This is a genomic window from Microbacterium sp. Ru50, from assembly GCF_002920555.1.
Taxonomy (GTDB): Bacteria; Actinomycetota; Actinomycetes; order Actinomycetales; family Microbacteriaceae; genus Microbacterium; species Microbacterium arborescens.
Map to the genome: position 1 here is coordinate 19,230 of NZ_PQSV01000006.1, position 17,433 is coordinate 36,662.

The 17,433-nt window shown below is 71.7% G+C and carries 16 protein-coding genes; 4 read left to right on the forward strand and 12 right to left on the reverse strand.

The annotated features are described in order from the left end of the window. The first annotated feature begins 49 nt into the window (after positions 1 to 49). The gene (locus tag C3481_RS15135) at positions 50 to 1,276 is read left to right on the forward strand and encodes a class I SAM-dependent methyltransferase (RefSeq protein ID WP_071919135.1); all 1,227 of its coding nucleotides are present in this window, start codon (positions 50 to 52) and stop codon (positions 1,274 to 1,276) included. On the opposite strand, the gene C3481_RS15140 is transcribed toward C3481_RS15135, so the two are convergent. The 10 genes from C3481_RS15140 to coaA all read right to left on the reverse strand — a co-directional run bounded on the left by C3481_RS15140 (position 1,255) and on the right by coaA (position 10,956). After that, entirely contained in the window at positions 1,255 to 1,716 is a 462-nt protein-coding gene (locus C3481_RS15140) for a hypothetical protein (RefSeq protein WP_103843163.1), read from the reverse strand. The two genes, C3481_RS15135 and C3481_RS15140, sit on opposite strands and share 22 nt — an antisense overlap. After that, entirely contained in the window at positions 1,713 to 2,780 is a 1,068-nt protein-coding gene (gene tsaD / locus C3481_RS15145; protein ID WP_064955362.1) for a tRNA (adenosine(37)-N6)-threonylcarbamoyltransferase complex transferase subunit TsaD, read from the reverse strand. The genes C3481_RS15140 and tsaD overlap by 4 nt, the downstream gene beginning before the upstream one ends. Beyond that, a complete protein-coding gene (gene rimI, locus C3481_RS15150; RefSeq protein ID WP_023954382.1) occupies positions 2,777 to 3,244 on the reverse strand; it encodes a ribosomal protein S18-alanine N-acetyltransferase in 468 nt (155 codons plus the stop codon). Before rimI ends, tsaD begins: the two co-directional genes overlap by 4 nt. Further along, complete coding sequence (tsaB, locus tag C3481_RS15155; protein ID WP_103843165.1) at positions 3,241 to 3,909, reverse strand: tRNA (adenosine(37)-N6)-threonylcarbamoyltransferase complex dimerization subunit type 1 TsaB; 669 nt, start codon at positions 3,907 to 3,909, stop codon at positions 3,241 to 3,243. Before tsaB ends, rimI begins: the two co-directional genes overlap by 4 nt. Before the next feature lie 36 nt (positions 3,910 to 3,945). Further along, complete coding sequence (gene tsaE / locus C3481_RS15160) at positions 3,946 to 4,449, reverse strand: tRNA (adenosine(37)-N6)-threonylcarbamoyltransferase complex ATPase subunit type 1 TsaE (RefSeq protein WP_023954378.1); 504 nt, start codon at positions 4,447 to 4,449, stop codon at positions 3,946 to 3,948. Continuing rightward, complete coding sequence (gene alr, locus C3481_RS15165; RefSeq protein ID WP_103843167.1) at positions 4,449 to 5,582, reverse strand: alanine racemase; 1,134 nt, start codon at positions 5,580 to 5,582, stop codon at positions 4,449 to 4,451. The genes tsaE and alr overlap by 1 nt, the downstream gene beginning before the upstream one ends. Beyond that, entirely contained in the window at positions 5,579 to 5,935 is a 357-nt protein-coding gene (locus tag C3481_RS15170) for a holo-ACP synthase (protein ID WP_103843169.1), read from the reverse strand. Before C3481_RS15170 ends, alr begins: the two co-directional genes overlap by 4 nt. A 25-nt stretch (positions 5,936 to 5,960) precedes the next feature. Continuing rightward, positions 5,961 to 7,811: a glutamine--fructose-6-phosphate transaminase (isomerizing) gene (glmS, locus tag C3481_RS15175; protein WP_064955367.1), complete on the reverse strand. Its 1,851-nt coding sequence runs from the start codon at positions 7,809 to 7,811 to the stop codon at positions 5,961 to 5,963. A gap of 38 nt (positions 7,812 to 7,849) precedes the next feature. After that, positions 7,850 to 8,968 (reverse strand): triacylglycerol lipase, encoded by a 1,119-nt coding sequence (locus tag C3481_RS15180; protein WP_137750695.1) that lies wholly within the window; start codon positions 8,966 to 8,968, stop codon positions 7,850 to 7,852. Between the two features lie 1,031 nt (positions 8,969 to 9,999). Beyond that, a complete protein-coding gene (gene coaA, locus C3481_RS15185; RefSeq protein ID WP_023954368.1) occupies positions 10,000 to 10,956 on the reverse strand; it encodes a type I pantothenate kinase in 957 nt (318 codons plus the stop codon). A 65-nt stretch (positions 10,957 to 11,021) separates the two neighbouring features. Here coaA and C3481_RS15190 point away from each other — a divergent pair, with 65 nt between their 5' ends. After that, a complete protein-coding gene (locus C3481_RS15190; protein WP_023954366.1) occupies positions 11,022 to 11,966 on the forward strand; it encodes an exopolyphosphatase in 945 nt (314 codons plus the stop codon). Here C3481_RS15190 and C3481_RS15195 read toward each other — a convergent pair. Both C3481_RS15195 and C3481_RS15200 read right to left on the reverse strand, forming a co-directional pair. Continuing rightward, entirely contained in the window at positions 11,927 to 13,648 is a 1,722-nt protein-coding gene (locus C3481_RS15195; RefSeq protein ID WP_103843171.1) for a hypothetical protein, read from the reverse strand. The genes C3481_RS15190 and C3481_RS15195 overlap by 40 nt on opposite strands. Positions 13,649 to 13,796: 148 nt before the next feature. Beyond that, complete coding sequence (locus C3481_RS15200) at positions 13,797 to 14,240, reverse strand: adenylyltransferase/cytidyltransferase family protein (RefSeq protein ID WP_036304797.1); 444 nt, start codon at positions 14,238 to 14,240, stop codon at positions 13,797 to 13,799. A 348-nt stretch (positions 14,241 to 14,588) separates the two neighbouring features. On the opposite strand from C3481_RS15200, the gene C3481_RS15205 reads away from it, so the two are divergent. Both C3481_RS15205 and C3481_RS15210 read left to right on the forward strand, forming a co-directional pair. After that, the gene (locus C3481_RS15205; RefSeq protein WP_023954360.1) at positions 14,589 to 16,067 is read left to right on the forward strand and encodes a sugar transferase; all 1,479 of its coding nucleotides are present in this window, start codon (positions 14,589 to 14,591) and stop codon (positions 16,065 to 16,067) included. After that, positions 16,067 to 17,383: a glycosyltransferase gene (locus C3481_RS15210; protein WP_103843173.1), complete on the forward strand. Its 1,317-nt coding sequence runs from the start codon at positions 16,067 to 16,069 to the stop codon at positions 17,381 to 17,383. Before C3481_RS15205 ends, C3481_RS15210 begins: the two co-directional genes overlap by 1 nt. The last annotated feature ends 50 nt before the right edge of the window (positions 17,384 to 17,433 follow it).

The window sequence follows — 17,433 nt, forward strand, 5'->3', positions numbered from 1 at the left end:
GTGCCAACCTGCCGCGGCATCGATCCGACCCCGCGCGTAGGCTGTCGTGGTGGATCACGCCGAGCTCTCCGCGTTGCTGACCCCCGAGGGACTCCGTCTGGTCGACACCCTCCGGATCTCCTCGACCGCGGATGCCGCATCGGCCGTGTCACGGCTGCGGCGCGAAGGCCTCTCCCCCGACCTCGTGTCGGCGGTCGTCGGTCAAGCCCGGCTGCGCGAGCGCGCGCGGGCGAAGTTCGGTCCGTTCGCCGACCGGATGCTGTTCACCCGCGCGGGTCTCGAGCAGGCCACGCGTCTCGCGGTCGCCGCACGCCACGCCGGCCGGTTCCGCGACGCCGGCATCGCGCGGGTCGCCGACCTCGGCTGCGGGATCGGCGGCGACGCACTCGGCTTCGCGGGCATAGGGCTCGAGGTTCTGGCCGTCGACGCCGACGAGATCACCGCCGCCCTGGCCGCCTACAACCTCGCCCCGTTCGGCTCGTCCGCCCGGGTGCGCCACGGCCGCGCCGAGGAGACCGATCTCGACGGTATCGATGCGGTCTGGCTCGATCCCGCCCGCCGCACCTCGGGCCACAGCGAGACGCGGCGCGTCGCGGCATCCGACTACACGCCGTCGCTCGACTGGGCCTTCGACCTCGCGCGGCGGATGCCGACAGGGATCAAGCTCGGGCCCGCGTTCGACCGCGACGACCTCCCGCCGGAAGGCGAGGCGCAGTGGATCAGCGCGGACGGCTCGACCATCGAGCTGGTGGTGTGGTCGGGCTCCCTCGCCCGCGCGGGCGTGCGCCGTTCGGCCCTCGTTCTGCGCGGCGACCGTGCCGCCGAGCTCACCGCGCCCGCCGACACCGCCGACGCCGACCCCCGCGACCTCGGCGCCTACCTGCACGAGCCCGACGGCGCCGTCATCCGTGCGCGCCTGATCGGCGACGTGGCCCGCGCGCTCGAGGCCGGCATGCTCGCCGGTGGGACGGCGTACATGACATCCGACGCCGGACGCACCAGCCCGTTCGCCACGACGTTCCGCGTTCGTGACGTGCTGCCGCTCAAACCGCGTGAGATCGAGGCCGCCCTCCGACGCGCCGACATCGGCATCCTGGAGATCAAGAAGCGCGGCGTCGACATCGATCCGGCGCAGTTCCGCAAGAAGCTGCGCCTGTCGGGGAGCGCGTCGGCGACGCTGTTCCTCACGCGCATCGGTGATCGCCGCGTCGCCGTCCTCGCGGATCGCGTCGAGGACGAGCCCGGTGGCGCGAGTCAGCCCAGCAGCCCCGCCTGAGCCGCCGCCCACACGAGCCAGCCCGCGCTGTACAGGATCGACAGCGCCGCGAGGCCCAGCGCCCAGACGGCCACGGTGCGACTCTCCCACGGGTGACGGAGGGCGAGCACGGCCATCACGACGGCGGCGATGCCGAGCGGGAACGCCCACCCGACGAACAGTGACAGCGCGAGCGCGACGATCCCCAGGGCCAGCGCCCACGCTCCCGACCGCGGGAGGATCTCGGGCGCCGGAGCCCACTCGACCCGCGGCTCGGGCACGACGGGCTCGGCCGGTCGCTCGGCCGCGGGGACGAACTGCAGCGGGGTCGGCTGCGTGAACTCGCGCTGGAACCCGCCACGGTGCTCCCCCGGAAGCGGCGCGGCCTCGGGCGCCGCAGCGACATCGCCCGTCGGCGCGTCCACCGTGGGGCGCCGACTGCGCAGCCGGTCGTCGCTCACCCGCGCACCTGGATCTCGGTCACCGGAAGCGTCGAGTCCGCGCCGAACGAGAGGGTGGAGGGCTCGGCACCCGAAGAGATGAGCTCGGCGGCGAGCGCCGCGATCATCGCCCCGTTGTCGGTGCACAGGCTCAGCGGCGGGATGCGCACCGCGACGCCGGCGGCTGCAGCGCGTTCGAGGGCGACCTCGCGCAGTCGCCGGTTGGCGATCACCCCGCCGCCGAGCAGCAGACGCGGGACGCCGTGCTGAGCGCACGCGTCGAGCGCCTTGGTGACGAGCACGTCGACGACCGCTTCACGGAAGGATGCCGCGACGTCGGCGACGGGCACGGCTTCGCCGGCGGCCTCGCGCTGCTCGACCCAGCGCGCCACGGCGGTCTTGAGCCCCGAGAAGGAGAAGTCGTATCGGTGCGCGGCCAGGTCGGAGGCGCGGGAGAGGCCGCGGGGGAACCGGATGGCGTCGGGGTCGCCGCTCGCGGCGGCGCGATCGATCTCGGGGCCGCCGGGATAGGGCAGGCCGAGGATGCGGGCGATCTTGTCGAACGCCTCGCCGGCGGCGTCGTCCATCGTCTCGCCGAGCATCTCGACGTCGGAGACGAGATCGCGCACGAGGAGGAGCGAGGTGTGTCCGCCGCTGACCAGGAGGGCGACGGTCGGGTACTCGACGTCGTCACCGGTCAGGATGTCGGCGGCGATGTGGCCGACGAGGTGGTTGACCGCGTACAGCGGCTTCCCGAGCGAGACGGCCAGGGCCTTCGCGGCGCCGACGCCGACCATGAGCGCACCGGCCAGCCCGGGCCCGCTCGTCACGGCGACGGCGTCGAGGTCCTGCAGCGAGACGCCCGCCTCGGCCACGGCGGCCTCGATCGCAGGCTGGAGGGCCTCGAGGTGGGCGCGCGCGGCGACCTCGGGCACGACGCCGCCGTAGCGGGCGTGCTCTGCCATCGAGCTCGCGATCGTGTTCGACAGCAGGGTACGTCCGCGCACGATCCCGATACCGGTCTCGTCGCAGCTGGTCTCGATGCCCAGGACGAGGGGCTCGGAACGGGTCGGGGTGGTCGTCATCGGTCGGTCCCTCCCTCACCGCGGAGGTTCAGTTGCATGATGATCGCATCGACGTCGTCGGGCTGGTAGTAGCGCGGGCGACGGGCGATCTCGACGAATCCCTCGGAGAGGTAGAGCCCCTGCGCGACGGGGTTGTCGGCGCGGACCTCGAGGAACAGCTCCCGTGCCCCGCGGTCGCGGGCTTCGGCCATCAGCGCGCGGAGCAGGCCGCGGCCGCGGCCCGTCCCCCGGCAGGCGGGGTCGAGGGCGAGGGTCTGGATGTCGGCGTCGGCCGCGCCCGGCACGGCGCGGACTCCGCCGTACCCGACGACCCGGTCGTCCTCGACGTCGACGAGGTACCGGCCGTGCGGCGACGAGATCTCGGCGGACATGGCGGTGCGGCTCCATGCGTCGGTGGGGAACGACGCCTCCTCGAGCGCCATGATGGCGTCGAGGTCATCGGCGGTAGCCGTGCGCAGGCTCACGTGCCCACCTTCTTCGGCCCCGCGGGTACGGTCACATCCGGGGCCCGGAGATACAGGGGCTCGACGTCGGCGGCGTCGGCGCCTGCGTCGCCCGCGGCGAGCCGCTCGCCGGCGACGCGAGCGAGGGCGGCGGCGCTGATCGCCGTCGTCTCGGGCAGCTCGGCCGCCGGGGTGCCGAAGAGATCGAGGGGCTCGGTCGACGCGCGCGTCACGAGGTGGGGATCGACGATGCGCACCGGTATCCCGTTCTCGACGCGGTACACCGAGACGGCGAGCTCCCGGCGACGCGCGTCGGTGACGATCGCGATCGGCTCGCCCTCGACGGGGGCCGCGCCGGCGGTGGCGAACCCGGGGTCGACGTGAGCGCGGGCGGCCGCGTCATGACTCGCCACGGGGACCACGGGGATGCCGCGTCCGAGGGCGAACGCCCGCGCGGCCGCGATCCCGACGCGCAGTCCCGTGAAGGGTCCCGGGCCCATGCCTGCGGCGACGGCCGTGATCTCGGCGGGTTCGACGCCCGCCTCGCCGAAGACTCGCACGAGCAGATCGCCGATGACCTCGGCGTGGCCGCGGGGGTCGGAGCTGACGGCCTCGGCCCGGACGCGCCCCGCAGGGTCGACGATCGCGACGGCCGTGCCGATCGAGGTGTCGATGCCCAGAATCACGTCACCCAGGGTAGCCCGGGCCGGGATGCCGCGCGCTCAGGGGCGCCGCGTGACGGTGACGATCCGCGGGGCGGCGTCGGCCATCTCCGCGGCCGCCGGACCGCTCGTGCCGCAGGCGTTGTCGAGGCCCGTGCCGCTCCAGCCGCGCTCGAGCTCGATCTCCCACCAGCTCTCGCGCAGCCCGTCGACCATGCCGTGCCCCCACTCCACGATGGTGACGCTGGCGTCGAGGTCGAGGTCGAGGTCCGACAGCTCGGCGGGCGACCCGAGGCGGTAGGCGTCGACATGGACCAGCGGCGGCCCGTCGACGAGCGAGGGGTGCGTGCGCGCGATGACGAACGTCGGGCTCTGGATGGGTCCGCGCACGCCGAGGCCGGCGCCGATCCCCCGGGTGAGCGTCGTCTTGCCGGCGCCCAGAGGCCCGGTCAGCACCACGAGATCGCCCGCGCGGAGCCGCGATCCGATCTCGCGCCCCCACGCCTCCATCTCATCGGCGGAGGTCACCTCGCGCTCGCCCAGGTATTCGTCGATTCCGCTCATCACCGGCCTCCCGTCATCTCGGACGATACCGCCGTGCGGTGCACGCGCGGGCCGATCCGCGTGACGATCTCGTAGTCGATCGTGTCGGCGGCGTCGCCCCATTCGGCCGCCGCGGGGAACCCCAGCGTGGGGTCGCCGAAGAGAACGACCTCGTCGCCGATCGCGACGTCGGCGTCTCCGACGTCGACGACGAACTGATCCATCGCGATCCGCCCCGACACGGTGAACCGCCGGCCGCCGATCACGACCGGTCCGCGGCCGGAGGCCTGCCGCGGCACGCCGTCGGCATAGCCGAGGGGTACGAGGGCGAGCGTCGTCTCGCTCGCGGTGCGATGGGTGTACCCGTACGAGACGCCCTGGCCCGCGGGCACGCGGCGCACGGCGGCGACCGCGGTGCGCAGGGTCATCGCGGGCTGGAGCCCGAGGTCGGCGGAGGACCGATCCGGAAGCGGCGAGAGGCCGTAGATCGCCAGCCCCAGGCGCACGCAGTCGAGCCTCGCTTCCGGGAGCGCGATCGCGGCGTTCGACGCGGCGATGTGGCGCAGCGGCGGGTGCACGCCGACCGCCGCCGCCTCGGCGAGAGCGTCGTGGAATCGGGCGAGCGCAGCCCGGTCTTCGTCGATGCTCGTGTTCGACAGGTGGCTGAACACGCCGATGACCCGCAGCTGTCCGATGCGCTCGAGACGGGCCGCCTCCGCGCAGACGCGCTGCCACTCGCGGGGCTCGACACCGTTGCGCCCGAGGCCGGTCTCGACCTTCAGATGGACTCCGACCGGCTGACCGGGGGATGCCGCGGCCGCGGCGGCCTGCAGCTGAACAAGGCTCGAGATCCCGAGCTCGATGCGGTGCTCCGCGGCCTCGCGGAAGTCGGTCTGGGGGCCGTGCAGCCAGGCCACGAGGGGCGCAGTGATCCCGGCCCGGCGCAGCGCGACGGCCTCGGCGATGTCGGCGACGCCGAGGCGCGAGGCTCCCCCCGACAGGGCCGCCGTCGCGGCGCGCACCGCGCCGTGGCCGTAGCCGTCGGCTTTGACGACGGCGATGACCTCGGTCTGGACGAGGCGCCGGAGATGACGGACGTTGTGCTCGATCGCCTCGACGTCGATGAGCGCTTCGCGAAGCGGCCGCGGGGTCATGATGCCGTCTCGGCGATCACGTAGGCGGTCGCGAGGTTCGCATCGTGCGAGAGCGACAGGTGGAGGGCGATGACGCCGCGCGCGGCGACGGTCGCCGCCGTCTCGCCGGTGAGCGCGAACACCGGGCGCCCCGACGTCTCCGATGCCACCTCGATGTCGACCCAGTGCACGCCCTCGGAACCGCCCAGGGCCTTGATGAGGGCCTCCTTGGCGGCGTAGCGAGCGGCCAGTGAGCGCGGTTTGAGCGCGCGCTCGCTCGGCGAGAAGAGTCGGTCGAGCAGGCGGGGCGTGCGCTCGAGCGAGCGCTCGAAGCGCGGCACGTCGACCAGGTCGACGCCGATGCCGACGATCACGGCATCCCCTTCCGCCCGGACCGGCTCACTCGACCGTGACCGACTTGGCGAGGTTGCGCGGCTGGTCGACGTCGAGGCCCTTGGCGGTCGCCAGGCCCATAGCGAAGATGTGCAGCGGCACGACGGCCAGCAGCGGCTCGAACAGCGGCTCGGCGAGCGGGATGCGCAGCACCTCGTCGGCGAACGGGAGCACCGCGGCATCCCCCTCTTCGGCCACCGCGATGATGCGGGCACCGCGGGCGCGGATCTCCTGGATGTTCGAGACGACCTTGGCGTGCAGCAGGGGGGAGCTCGTCGGCGAGGGCACCATGACGAACACCGGCTGACCGGGCTCGATGAGGGCGATCGGACCGTGCTTGAGCTCGCCGGCGGCGAAGCCCTCGGCGTGGATGTAGGAGATCTCCTTGAGCTTGAGCGCGCCCTCGAGCGCGATCGGGTAGCCGACGTGGCGGCCGAGGAAGATCACCGAACGCGTGTCGGCCATCCAGTGCGCGAACTGCTCGATGTGCTCCTGCTCGCCGGCCAGCACGCGCGCGATCTTCTCGGGAACGGCCTCGAGCTGGGCCACCTGCTCGGCGATCGCCTCGTCGGTCAGGGCGCCGCGCACGCGGCCGACGTGCAGAGCCAGCAGGTAGAGCGCCGTGATCTGCGCGACGAAGGCCTTGGTCGACGCGACGGCGACCTCGGGACCGGCGTGGGTGTAGACGATCGCGTCGGACTCGCGCGGGATCGTGGCTCCCTGCGTGTTGCAGATCGAGAGAGTCTTCGCGCCGGCCTCGCGAGCGTACTTGACGGCCATGAGGGTGTCCATCGTCTCGCCCGACTGGCTGATCGACACCACGAGGGTGCGGGGTCCGATGACCGGGTCGCGGTAGCGGAATTCGTGGGCCAGCTCGACGTCGACGGGCACGCGGGCCCACTGCTCGAGGGCGTACTTGCCGACCATGCCGGCGTAGGCGGCCGTGCCGCACGCGATGACGATGACACGGTCGATGCCGGTGAACAGTTCGTCGAGACCGTCGAGCTCGGGGATCTGGACGAAGCCGTCGTGGACGCGACCGCGGATCGTGTTGGCGACGGCCTCGGGCTCCTCCGAGACCTCCTTCGCCATAAACGACGACCAGCCGCCCTTATCGGCGGCCGCGGCATCCCACACGACCTCGAAGGGCTCGACGTCGACGGCGTCGCCGGAGAAGTCGGTGACCGTGACCTCCTGCGGGGTGATCGCGACGATCTCGTCCTGACCGATGGCGAGGGCGTGACGGGTGTGCTCGACGAAGGCGGCGACGTCGGAGCCGAGGAAGTTCTCGCCGTCGCCGAGGCCGATCACCAGCGGCGAGTTGCGACGGGCGCCCACGACGAGCCCGGGCTGGTCGCGGTGCAGGGCGAGGAGGGTGAAGGCCCCCTCGAGGCGCGACACCGTCGCGCGGAACGCCTCGACGAGATCGCCGGATGCCTGGTACTCGCGCCCCAGCAGCACGGCGGCAACCTCGGTGTCGGTCTCGCTGCGGAAGGTGTATCCCTCGGCGACGAGCTCGGACTTCAGCTCGGCGAAGTTCTCGATGATGCCGTTGTGGATGACGGCGAGCTTGTCGTCGTCGGCCAGGTGCGGGTGCGCGTTGGCATCGGTGGGACCGCCGTGGGTCGCCCACCGGGTGTGGCCGATGCCGGTCGTTCCGTCGGCGAGCGGATGAGCGGCGAGGTCGTCGCGCAGCACCTGGAGCTTGCCGGCGCGCTTGCGTGTGCCGAGGCCCCCCTCGCCGTCGATCACGGCGATGCCGGCCGAGTCGTAGCCGCGGTATTCGAGACGAGCCAGACCCGAGATAAGGATGTCCTGCGAGGGACGGGGGCCCACGTAGCCGATGATTCCGCACATGGGCTCCATCCTAGATCGGCAGCCCGGGTGCGCTCGTGTCAGGTCGGTGCGGGGCCGCGCAGCGCGGCCAGCACGGCGTCGACGACCTCGAGGTTCGAGAAGATCGCGTCGTGTCCGCACGCCCCGCCGAAGGGCGGCGCGGCGACCTGGCCCGACAGGACCATGCCGATCCCCGCGGTGCCGGGCGGCAGGTCCGTGCGGCACGTGATGACGGTGGTCTCGCTCGCGCCGGCGAGCGCGGAGTCCTCGGCCACGAGCCCGTCGCCGAGGCGGGCCTCTGCGATCCTGCCCGTCGGCAGCGGCATCGTGACGACGGCCGATCCGGCGATCGCGTGCACGTGCAGGCCCGCGGGCCAGTCGGGCAGGCCGGCGATGTCGGCGGACCCGGCGCGCAGCGCGGTGCCGGCGGGCCCCAGGGCCGCGATCCCCGTCCGGATGATGGGCGGCAGGTCGCACCCGCCGCGGGCGTCGGTGGCGAGCTGGTTGTTGCAGACGGCGCCGATCCAGGGCAGCACGAGGTTCTGCAGCACCGGCACCGTCGACATCGTGGCGCGGATCGCCGCGGCGATGTCGACCGCGACGTTTGCGATGTCTGACCCCTGCGAGGGAGCGGCGACGGTGACGACCTCGCCGATGAGGGCGGCGATCCCGGGGTCGTCTCGCAGCGCGTAGCGCAGCGCGAGCCCGCCCATCGAGTGCGTCACGATGTCGACCGGACCGTGGACGCTGTCGGCGATCGACCGGATGGCGGCGGCGAGGTTGTCGGCCGACCCGTTCGAGCCCACCCATCCCGCCGAGTTCGCGGAGTAGTCGAAGGCGTACACCGCGACGCCGGGCTGGGCCTCGAGCCGCTCCTGCAGCGACGCCGTCATCCCGCGTGCCACGGGGGCGCCCGAACCGTCCCGCCACTGCACGGGACGCGAGAACGGCGATCGCGCGTAGGAACGCTGTCCGTCCGAGGCCGGGAGCACCGTGCTGAGCCAGCCGTGCACCAGCAGCACCGCCCGCGAGTCCTGCTCGCTCTCCTGGCTGAACCGCACGACGCGATCGCCGAGCGCGGCCGCGACTCCCGACCCGGCCGGCGCGAACGCCGACGACGCCGCCGCGGGGGCGAGCGTGGCCGTGGCGGCGAGCATGACGACCGTGCTCAACGCCACGAACGGACGCCACCGGGAGCGCCGCCGCCGCACTCGCGAGCGCGCGCGTATCACAGCGCGCACGAGCGCGCGTGAACGCCGCCCCAGTTCCATGGATTCATACCTAGCAGGTTGCGGCGACTCGTGCGTGCGGGAACACCGGGAGCCACCTTGCGATGAAAATGACGAGGGCCCTCTCGAGTCAGCCATTTGGGGACTGATTTACTCGAGAGGGCCCCGCTACACCTACGGGCTCTCGGTCGGGCCGTTGGGGACGGCGGGCGACCGAATCACCGCTTGGGGAACGGTTCGAGCGCTGCGCAGGCGAATGAAGCCTAGCGGATCCGCGTGAAGAGAACGCCGATCTGCGTCAGCATCTTTGTCCCCCTATTGGCGGACACGACCATCGGCTGTACGATCAACCACGGCGCGCAGGCTCCCTGCTTTTGGGGGGTATGGGAGTCACAATGGGCGTCAAACTCACGGTGTCGATGGGGATCTGTGCATTGTGAGGGCGTTGTGCAGTGCGCATCCGCGCACGCGCACTGCACAACGCGCGCCGCCGTCGAGAAGATGCCTCGGAGATTGACGCTTCCGGGGAGCAGGACACTCTGACATACTGAGCGCAGCCCGCGGCAGAGCCCGGGCACAACGCAGGGAAGAAGACTCGCCGGGATGGGACCCGGCGTGCTGGACCCGGCGGTATTGGGGACGAGAGATGGACGTGGGTCCGCTCTCGTGGGGACTTGGGGGATGACCATGACGAGGCGATTCCACGCGCTCGCACGGCTGCTGGGGGGCAGCCGACGCGACGGCGTCGACCGTGACGGCCCGACCTCATCCCGTCGGCGGCTGCCGGCCCACCGATACACGCCGTTCGGATGTGGCGGCTCACGCTCGATCACCGCGACCCGGGCCCCGGCCACGCCGGCTCGTCCGATCGGACCGCGCGGTTGCGGGTCGCACCCCTCCCCCTGAGTGGGGGCCGTCCACACCCAGGCGTGCCCGTCGTCCTCACGGATGGCGGGCACGCCGCTCTTCTCACGGGCGAATCAGACCTTGCGCAGGAGCACCCGCTCGACAGCGTGCGACGCCCCCTTGTGGAGGATCAGGGTCGCGCGGTGCTTCGTCGGCAGGACGTTCTCGACGAGGTTCGGGAGGTTGATGTCGTTCCAGAAGCCGCGAGCCATCTCGGCCGCCTCGTCGTCGTCGAGATCGGCGAAGGTGTTGAAGTACGACGAGGGATTGTTGAACGCCCCGGCCTTCAGCGCCATGAAGCGGTCGACGTACCACTGGCTGATGTGCTCGGCATCCGCGTCGACGTAGATGGAGAAGTCGAACATGTCGCTGACGGCCACCTCGTGCGGCGCAGGCGGGGGCGCCAGCACGTTGAGCCCCTCGACGATCACGACGTCGGGGCGGCGGACGGTGATCTGCGCATCGGGGACGATGTCGTACCGCATGTGCGAGTAGAACGGCGCGTGCACCTCGGGTGCACCCGACTTGACCTCGGTCAGGAACTCGATCAGCGCGCGACGGTCGTAGCTCTCGGGAAATCCCTTGCGCGCCATGAGACCTCGGCGCTCGAGCTCGACGTTGGGGTAGAGGAAACCGTCGGTCGTGACGAGCTCGACGCGCGGTGTGCCCGGCCAGCGGCTCATGAGCTCGCGGAGCAGACGCGCCACGGTCGACTTGCCGACCGCGACGGAACCGGCCACGCCGACGACGAAGGGCGTCGTGCTGTCCTCCTCGCCGAGGAACGCATCGGTGTCGGCACCGAGACGCCGAGTCGCGCTGGCGTAGAGCGACAGCAACCGGCTGAGGGGGAGGTAGACCTGCGAGACCTCGCCGAGATCCATGCGGTCGCCGAGACCGCGGAGCTGGACGATCTCGGTCTCGGTCAGCGGCTGAGCGACACCCGCCGCGAGACGGGACCAGTCCGCGCGGTCAATCTCGCGGTACAGCGCGGGGGCGAGCGGCGCCAGCGCCTGCACATCTTCAGGGGACATCGCGCTCATCGTAGTCCCCGCGCCCCGCCCCGCCGGCGCACCCGGCCTGCCACTACTGTGAACTCGTGCGTCTGGGAGTCCTCGACATCGGTTCGAACACCGTCCATCTGCTCGTCGCCGATGTCCGCCCCGGTGGGCGCCCGCTGGCCCGGACGAGCAAGCGAACGGTGCTGCGGCTCATGCGCTACCTCGAGCCCGACGGATCGATCAGCGACGAGGGGGTCCGGGCGCTGGTCGCGGCCGTGGCCGAGGCGGTCGCGGTGTCGCGCACCGAGAACGTCGCCGAGCTTCTGGCGACCGCCACGAGCGCCGTGCGCGACGCGACGAACGGACCGCAGGTGATCACGGCGATCGAAGCGGCGCTGGGACAGGACCTCCAGGTCCTCGGCGGAGAGTCCGAGGCCCGCTTCACCTTCCTCGCGGTGCGTCGCTGGTTCGGCTGGTCGGCGGGCGAGATCCTGCTGTTCGACATCGGCGGCGGCTCGCTCGAGATCGCCGCCGGCAGCGACGAGCTGCCCGACACCGCCGCCTCCGTGCCGCTCGGAGCAGGCCGCATGACGGTGCAGTTCCTGCCCGCCGATCCGCCCGGCGAGGGAGCCGTGGAGCTCCTGCGCGAGCACGCGAGGGCGACGCTGGCACCCGTGGTCACCGCGATGTCGGCCGGTCGCCGGCCGGATCACGTCGTCGGGTCGTCCAAGACGATCCGCTCCCTCGCGAAGCTCGCGGGATACCCGGTGCCGGGCTGGTCGGGGATCGAGCGGATGACACTGCCCCGCGCGGCGCTCGGCTCGTGGATCCCGCGACTCGCCCGCATCCCGGCATCCGCACGGCAGGAGCTCCCCGGCATCACGGCCGATCGCACCTTCCAGATCGTCGCGGGGGCCGTCGTGCTGCACGAGGCGATGCGAGCGTTCGACGTCGACGAGCTCGAGGTCTCACCCTGGGCCCTGCGCGAGGGTGTGCTCCTGCGCTACATCGAGTCGTTGTCGTGGAGCGCCCCGCGGACGTGACCTGCCACGAGTGACGGTCCACGGGTCGGGACAGTGGCTTCGAGGACCACCTCACGCCCGAGCTGGAACACACGGGCCGACGGGCCGAGCCCGGCGACACCGAGGCCGGGGGTCCTCTCATCAGCACGCAGGCGACCGGGCGCACGCACACGCACGGACAGGGTCGACCCGCTCTCGTCGGACTGCACCTCGATGGCGGCGGATCTCGCCGCGGCGTGCTTGACCGCGTTGACGAGCCCCTCGGCGACGACCGCGACGACGCGCGTGGACACGAGGTCGTCAGTCATGGCGCTCCTCGCCGCGGGGTCGACATCCGACGAGACGGACAGCACCGGAGCCCAGATCGCCACCGTCTCGGACAGACCGGCCGGCCGGGCCGGGACCCGCGGGCCGGCATCGGCCGCCTCGGACAGCCCGTCTCCGATCGATTTTTCGAAGGCGATGAGGTCCGCCCCTGTCGCGAGATCGTCGTCGACCCGGGCCGCGAGCATGACGCAGCTGCTCTGGATGCGGCCGTGCAGCAGGTCCGAAGCACGCAGCAGCTCCTGCCGGGTGCTCGATGCCTGGTCCGCTGCCGAGCGGACCACTGCTCTCAGCGCACGCCCCAGGCGGCGCGATTCGACCCGTCCGCGATGAACGGCCTCAGCGCAGAGCGCCGCGACGACGGCGACGCCGGGGAGAGCGATGACGGGGATCAGCGGAACCAGAGTGCGCGCCCCCATCAGGGCGAGCGCCGCGCCGGCGACCACGACGGCGGCGCCCGTCCAGACCACGACGAGCCGAAGGCCTCGGGCATGGGCCGCGCAACGGTGCGACACGCGACGACTGACGTGGTCGGCTGCGAGACAGAGCAGCACGACGCCCACCACCATGACGGCGGCGAGCTCTGGCCCGGCGGAACGAAGCGCGAACGGCGCACTCCCCGCGGCGAAGATCACCCCGACGAGGCCGACCGCGGGCGGTCGGAGCCGCTCGAAGAATGTCCGCGCGCCTCGGGGCGTCGGGGCATCCGCGAGGTCGGGCGCGACCTCCGCGAGATCGATGCCGGCACGGGCTCGTGCACTGTGGCTGGCGGAGCGGACGGTGTCGGAGAACTCTCGCACGCGGTCGAAGTCGACATCCGCAGCCAGCAGAGCCGACAGCGCCGTTCGGAGGACGGTGATCTCAGCGGCCAGGAACGCGCGGCTCTCCCGCTCGTATCGGCTCGCGCGGCGCTGCTCATCGCTGACCGTCCGCAACGCGTCGAGCAGACGCGCTCGAGCTATCCCAGAGCTGACGTAGAGCTGCTCGGTGACGGCGACCAGCGACAGGATGCTGATCCAGACGACGATGTTCGTGACGATCCGCTCACCCCACGCAGGGTCGGTACCGAGGCCGAAGGCTCCGACCGCTACGACGTCGTTGAGGAAGGGGCGGCTCGTGGCTGCGACGAGGACTGCGGTGAGCACCAGAGCCCCGCGCACCGGAGGCGACGGGATGCGTCTCTCCAGGAACGCGATCGGAAGCAGCGCGATGCTGAGTGCCACGGCGACCAGAGCCGCCGCGAGCTGCGCGGCGAGGGCCTCCGAGAACGTGTCGACCGTCGCGTAGGGTGCGAGCACGACGGTCGCCGTGGGGAGAGCGACGAGTGCGCTCCACACGGTGAAGAACCGCCCGCCCGACACGGCGTCCCACCAGATCACGACACCCGGGCGAACCCGCGCACGGCGTCGCGATTGTCGTCCCCAGCCCACACCCGCCCCCTCGAACCCGACGGGTCGATCCTTCGCTGGCGGACATACTAGCGAACCGCGATGACGACAACTCACGCTGCCGCGGCAGGACGTGCCGTCAGGCGGTCGCGGCCCGCCCGCGGTCGGCGGCTGCCGAGAGCGCCCGCCGGAGCTGCGTGCTCGACGTGTGCGCGGTGTACGGGAAATAGACGACCTCGACGCCGACGTCAGCGAAGCGCTTCTCGAGCGCGCGCCCCTTCTCGGTGTCTCGCCAGTCGTCGCCCTTGAAGAAATGCGTGAAGCCGACCTCTCGCCACGCGTCGAGCTTGTCGGGAACACGCTCGATGTGCACGTCGTCGACGAAGTCGATGTGGCGCACGATCTCGGCGCGCTCTTCCGTGGGGATGAACGACGAGATGCCCTTGGTGCGCAGGAGCATCTCGTCGCTCACCACCCCGGCGATGAGGATGTCGCAGTGCTCGCGAGCACGCCGAAGGATCTGCAGATGACCGATGTGAAACACATCGAACGCCCCCGCGGCGTACCCGATTCGCTGTGTCATGGCGCCCCCAAAACGCTCGTGACCCGCCCATTGGTCCCACCCGCCGAGCGCATTCCCCAATACCGACATGATGCCGGTGCGAGTGACAGTACACCGATCCGGGGCGTCAGCGGAAGTCGGCGTGTCGCGCGGCGGCCCCAGGACTTCCGTCAGGCTCGGAGATGGTGTAGAAATCGAGGGCGGGCCGTGTGGGAACGGCCACGGAGAAATCCGACGCACTCGGTCTCGAGCCTGGGAACTCGTGACCGTTCCGAGCGATCTCGTCGCGATGTTCCATTGGGGGGAGCACATCATGCGCGTCAATCATGTCGTCGGGCGCATCAGAGCACGCGTCATCGGATCGATTCGATGACCGCCGTCGAGGACCGCGCCGGCCTGGGCTCAGGAGAGTCACGGGACCCCGCGGTCTCGCCGCGGCGCCTGCCGTCGCTCGAGCTGCGGACGCAGCGCGAACGGCGATATGCGCGTCGCCTGCGCGTGACGGACACCCTCGTCGCCGGTGCCGCCGTGTCGGCGGCGGGCGCCGCATCGGTGCGTCTGGGCGAGACACCGTCGGTCGCGGCCCCGATCGCGATGGCGACCCTGATCGTGTGGCTCGCCGGGCTCACCCTTTTCGGATCTCGGGAGCCGCGCGTCATGGGTGCCGGTTCGAGCGAGTACAAGCGGGTGGCGAACGCGACGGGCGTCGCCTTCGGAATCCTCGCGGTCGGGTTCGAGGTCGCGCAGTGGGACGGTCTGCGCATGCAGATGGTCGTCGCACTGCCCATCGGCCTGCTCGCGCTGCTCGTGGCGCGCTGGCGCTGGCGCTCGTGGCTGCGGATGCGACGGCGTCTGGGGGAATACGCGTCACCGACGCTCATCGCGGGAAAGCGCCGCGACGTCGATTACGTCACGCGTCAGCTCGCCCTCGCGGACAACGGCTACTCCGTCATCGCGCTGGCGCTGACCGACGAGGTGGTCGCCGATGACCCCGGTCGGGTGTTCCGTGCCCGCACCGCCGATGACATCGCCCGAGTCGCCCGTGACGTCGGCGCCGACACCCTCGTCATCGCGAGCGTTCCCGACGACGACCCGGACTTCACGCGCTCGCTGGCCTGGCAGCTGGAGGGAACCGCGGCCGAGCTCATCGTGTCGAGCCGGCTCGCCGACGTCGCCGGCCCCCGCATCAGCCTCAGCCCGATCGAGGGCCTGCCGCTCATCCATGTGAAGATCCCGGTCTTCGAGGGCGCCGCCCACACGCTCAAGCGGCTCCTCGACCTCGTCGTGAGCGCCGTCGCGTGCACCGTCGTGGCGCTGATGACCCCGGCGATCGCGTTGGCCGTCAAGGTCGACTCCCCCGGCCCGGTGTTCTTCCGTCAGCGCCGCGTCGGCCGTGACGGGCGGGAGTTCACGATGCTGAAGTTCCGTTCGATGACCGACACCGCGGAGCAGGAGCTCGCCGAGCTGCTGCCGGCGAACGACGGCGCGGGACCGCTGTTCAAGCTCCGCGCCGACCCGCGTGTGACGCGCGTCGGCCGATTCCTGCGCCGCTATTCGCTCGACGAGCTGCCCCAGTTCTTCAACGTCCTCCGCGGAGACATGAGCATCTCGGGTCCGCGTCCGCCACTGCCGTCCGAGGTCCGCAACTACGAGGGCCGGGTGTTCCGCCGGCTCTACATCAAGCCCGGCATCACGGGCCTGTGGCAGGTGAGCGGACGCAGCGACCTGTCATGGGAGGACAGCGTCGCCTTGGATCTCCGCTACGTCGAGAACTGGTCCGTGACCCTCGACCTCATGATCATGTGGCGCACCGTCAAGGTGATGCTCCGACCCGTGGGAGCGTACTGATGAGCCCGAGACCCGAGCCGGTGCCGGCATCCGTCCTCTTCGTGGGCATCAATTACAGCCCGGAGCCGACAGGTGTCAGTCCGTACACGACAGGGATGGCCGAAGGGCTGGCCCGCGAAGGCTGGGACGTCCGCGTCCTCACGTCGTACCCGCACTATCCATGGTGGCGCGTGCCGGAGGAGTTCCGGGACCTGCCGGCACGGTCGGCAGCGGCGGGGGTGGACATCCGGCGGCTGCGCCACTACGTGCCGCGGGTGCCCAGCACGATCAAGCGAGCCCTGTTCGAGATATCGTTCGGGCTGCGCGCCGTGACGTGTCGATGGGACAGTCCCGCCGCCGTCGTCGTCGTCTCACCGGCGCTGCTGGCCTCTCGCCTGGTGGCTCTGCGCGCGCGGGTGCATCGCATCCCGGTCGTCACCTGGGTGCAGGACATCTACGCGCTCGGTGTGCAGGAGGCGGGCTCAGGGACCGGCGCCGGAGCCATCGGGGCGATCGAGGCGAGCCTGTTCGCGGCCTCGGAGCGGGTCGTCGTCATCCATCGCCGGTTCCGCACCGCCCTCGAGGACAGGCTGGGCGTCACGCGTCCGGTCGACGTCGTGCGCAACTGGTCGCACGTGCCCGAGCCGGAGGCGAGCGACACCGCCGCGACGCGTCGTCGAATCGGCTGGGCCGATGACGACGTCATCGTCCTGCACACCGGCGCGATCGGGGCGAAGCAAGGACTGGAGAACGTCGTCGATGCCGCCGTCGTCGCCCGGGAGCGCGGGTCGCGCGTGCGCTTCGTGCTCGTCGGGGACGGCGGCCAGCGCGCCGCGCTCGAGCAGCGCACAGGCGCCGACGCCGTCTCGTTCGTCGACCCGCTTCCCGAGTCGGAGTTCCTCGACGTCCTCGCAGCCGCAGACATCCTGCTCGTCAACGAACGGCCGGGCCTGACGGAGATGTCGGTGCCGAGCAAGCTCACCTCGTACTTCGCGGTCGGGAAGCCGGTGCTGGCCGCCGTGGACGAGACCAGCACCACCTATGCCGAGATGGACGCTGCCGGCGCCGGCCCGATCGTGCCGCCCGCGGACCCCGATGCTCTCGTCACTGCGGCCGAAGCGCTCGCGGCCGCCCCGGAGCGGGCGGCGCGCTTCGGCGCTGAGGCGCAGAGCTACCGGCGGCGGCGGCTGACGGAGGAAGCCGCGGTCGCAGCGTTCGAGCGGACGCTCTTCACGGCGATCGATGGGGCGGGGCGCACCGCGACTGCAGGAGCCACCCGCGGCAGCCGTCGGGCGGGAGCCGCGGCGGCCCGGACGGCGCACCGTGCGCCACGGTGAGCGACCGACGACGTTCTCTCGCCACGAAGCGGGGGCTGCGGCTGCAGTCC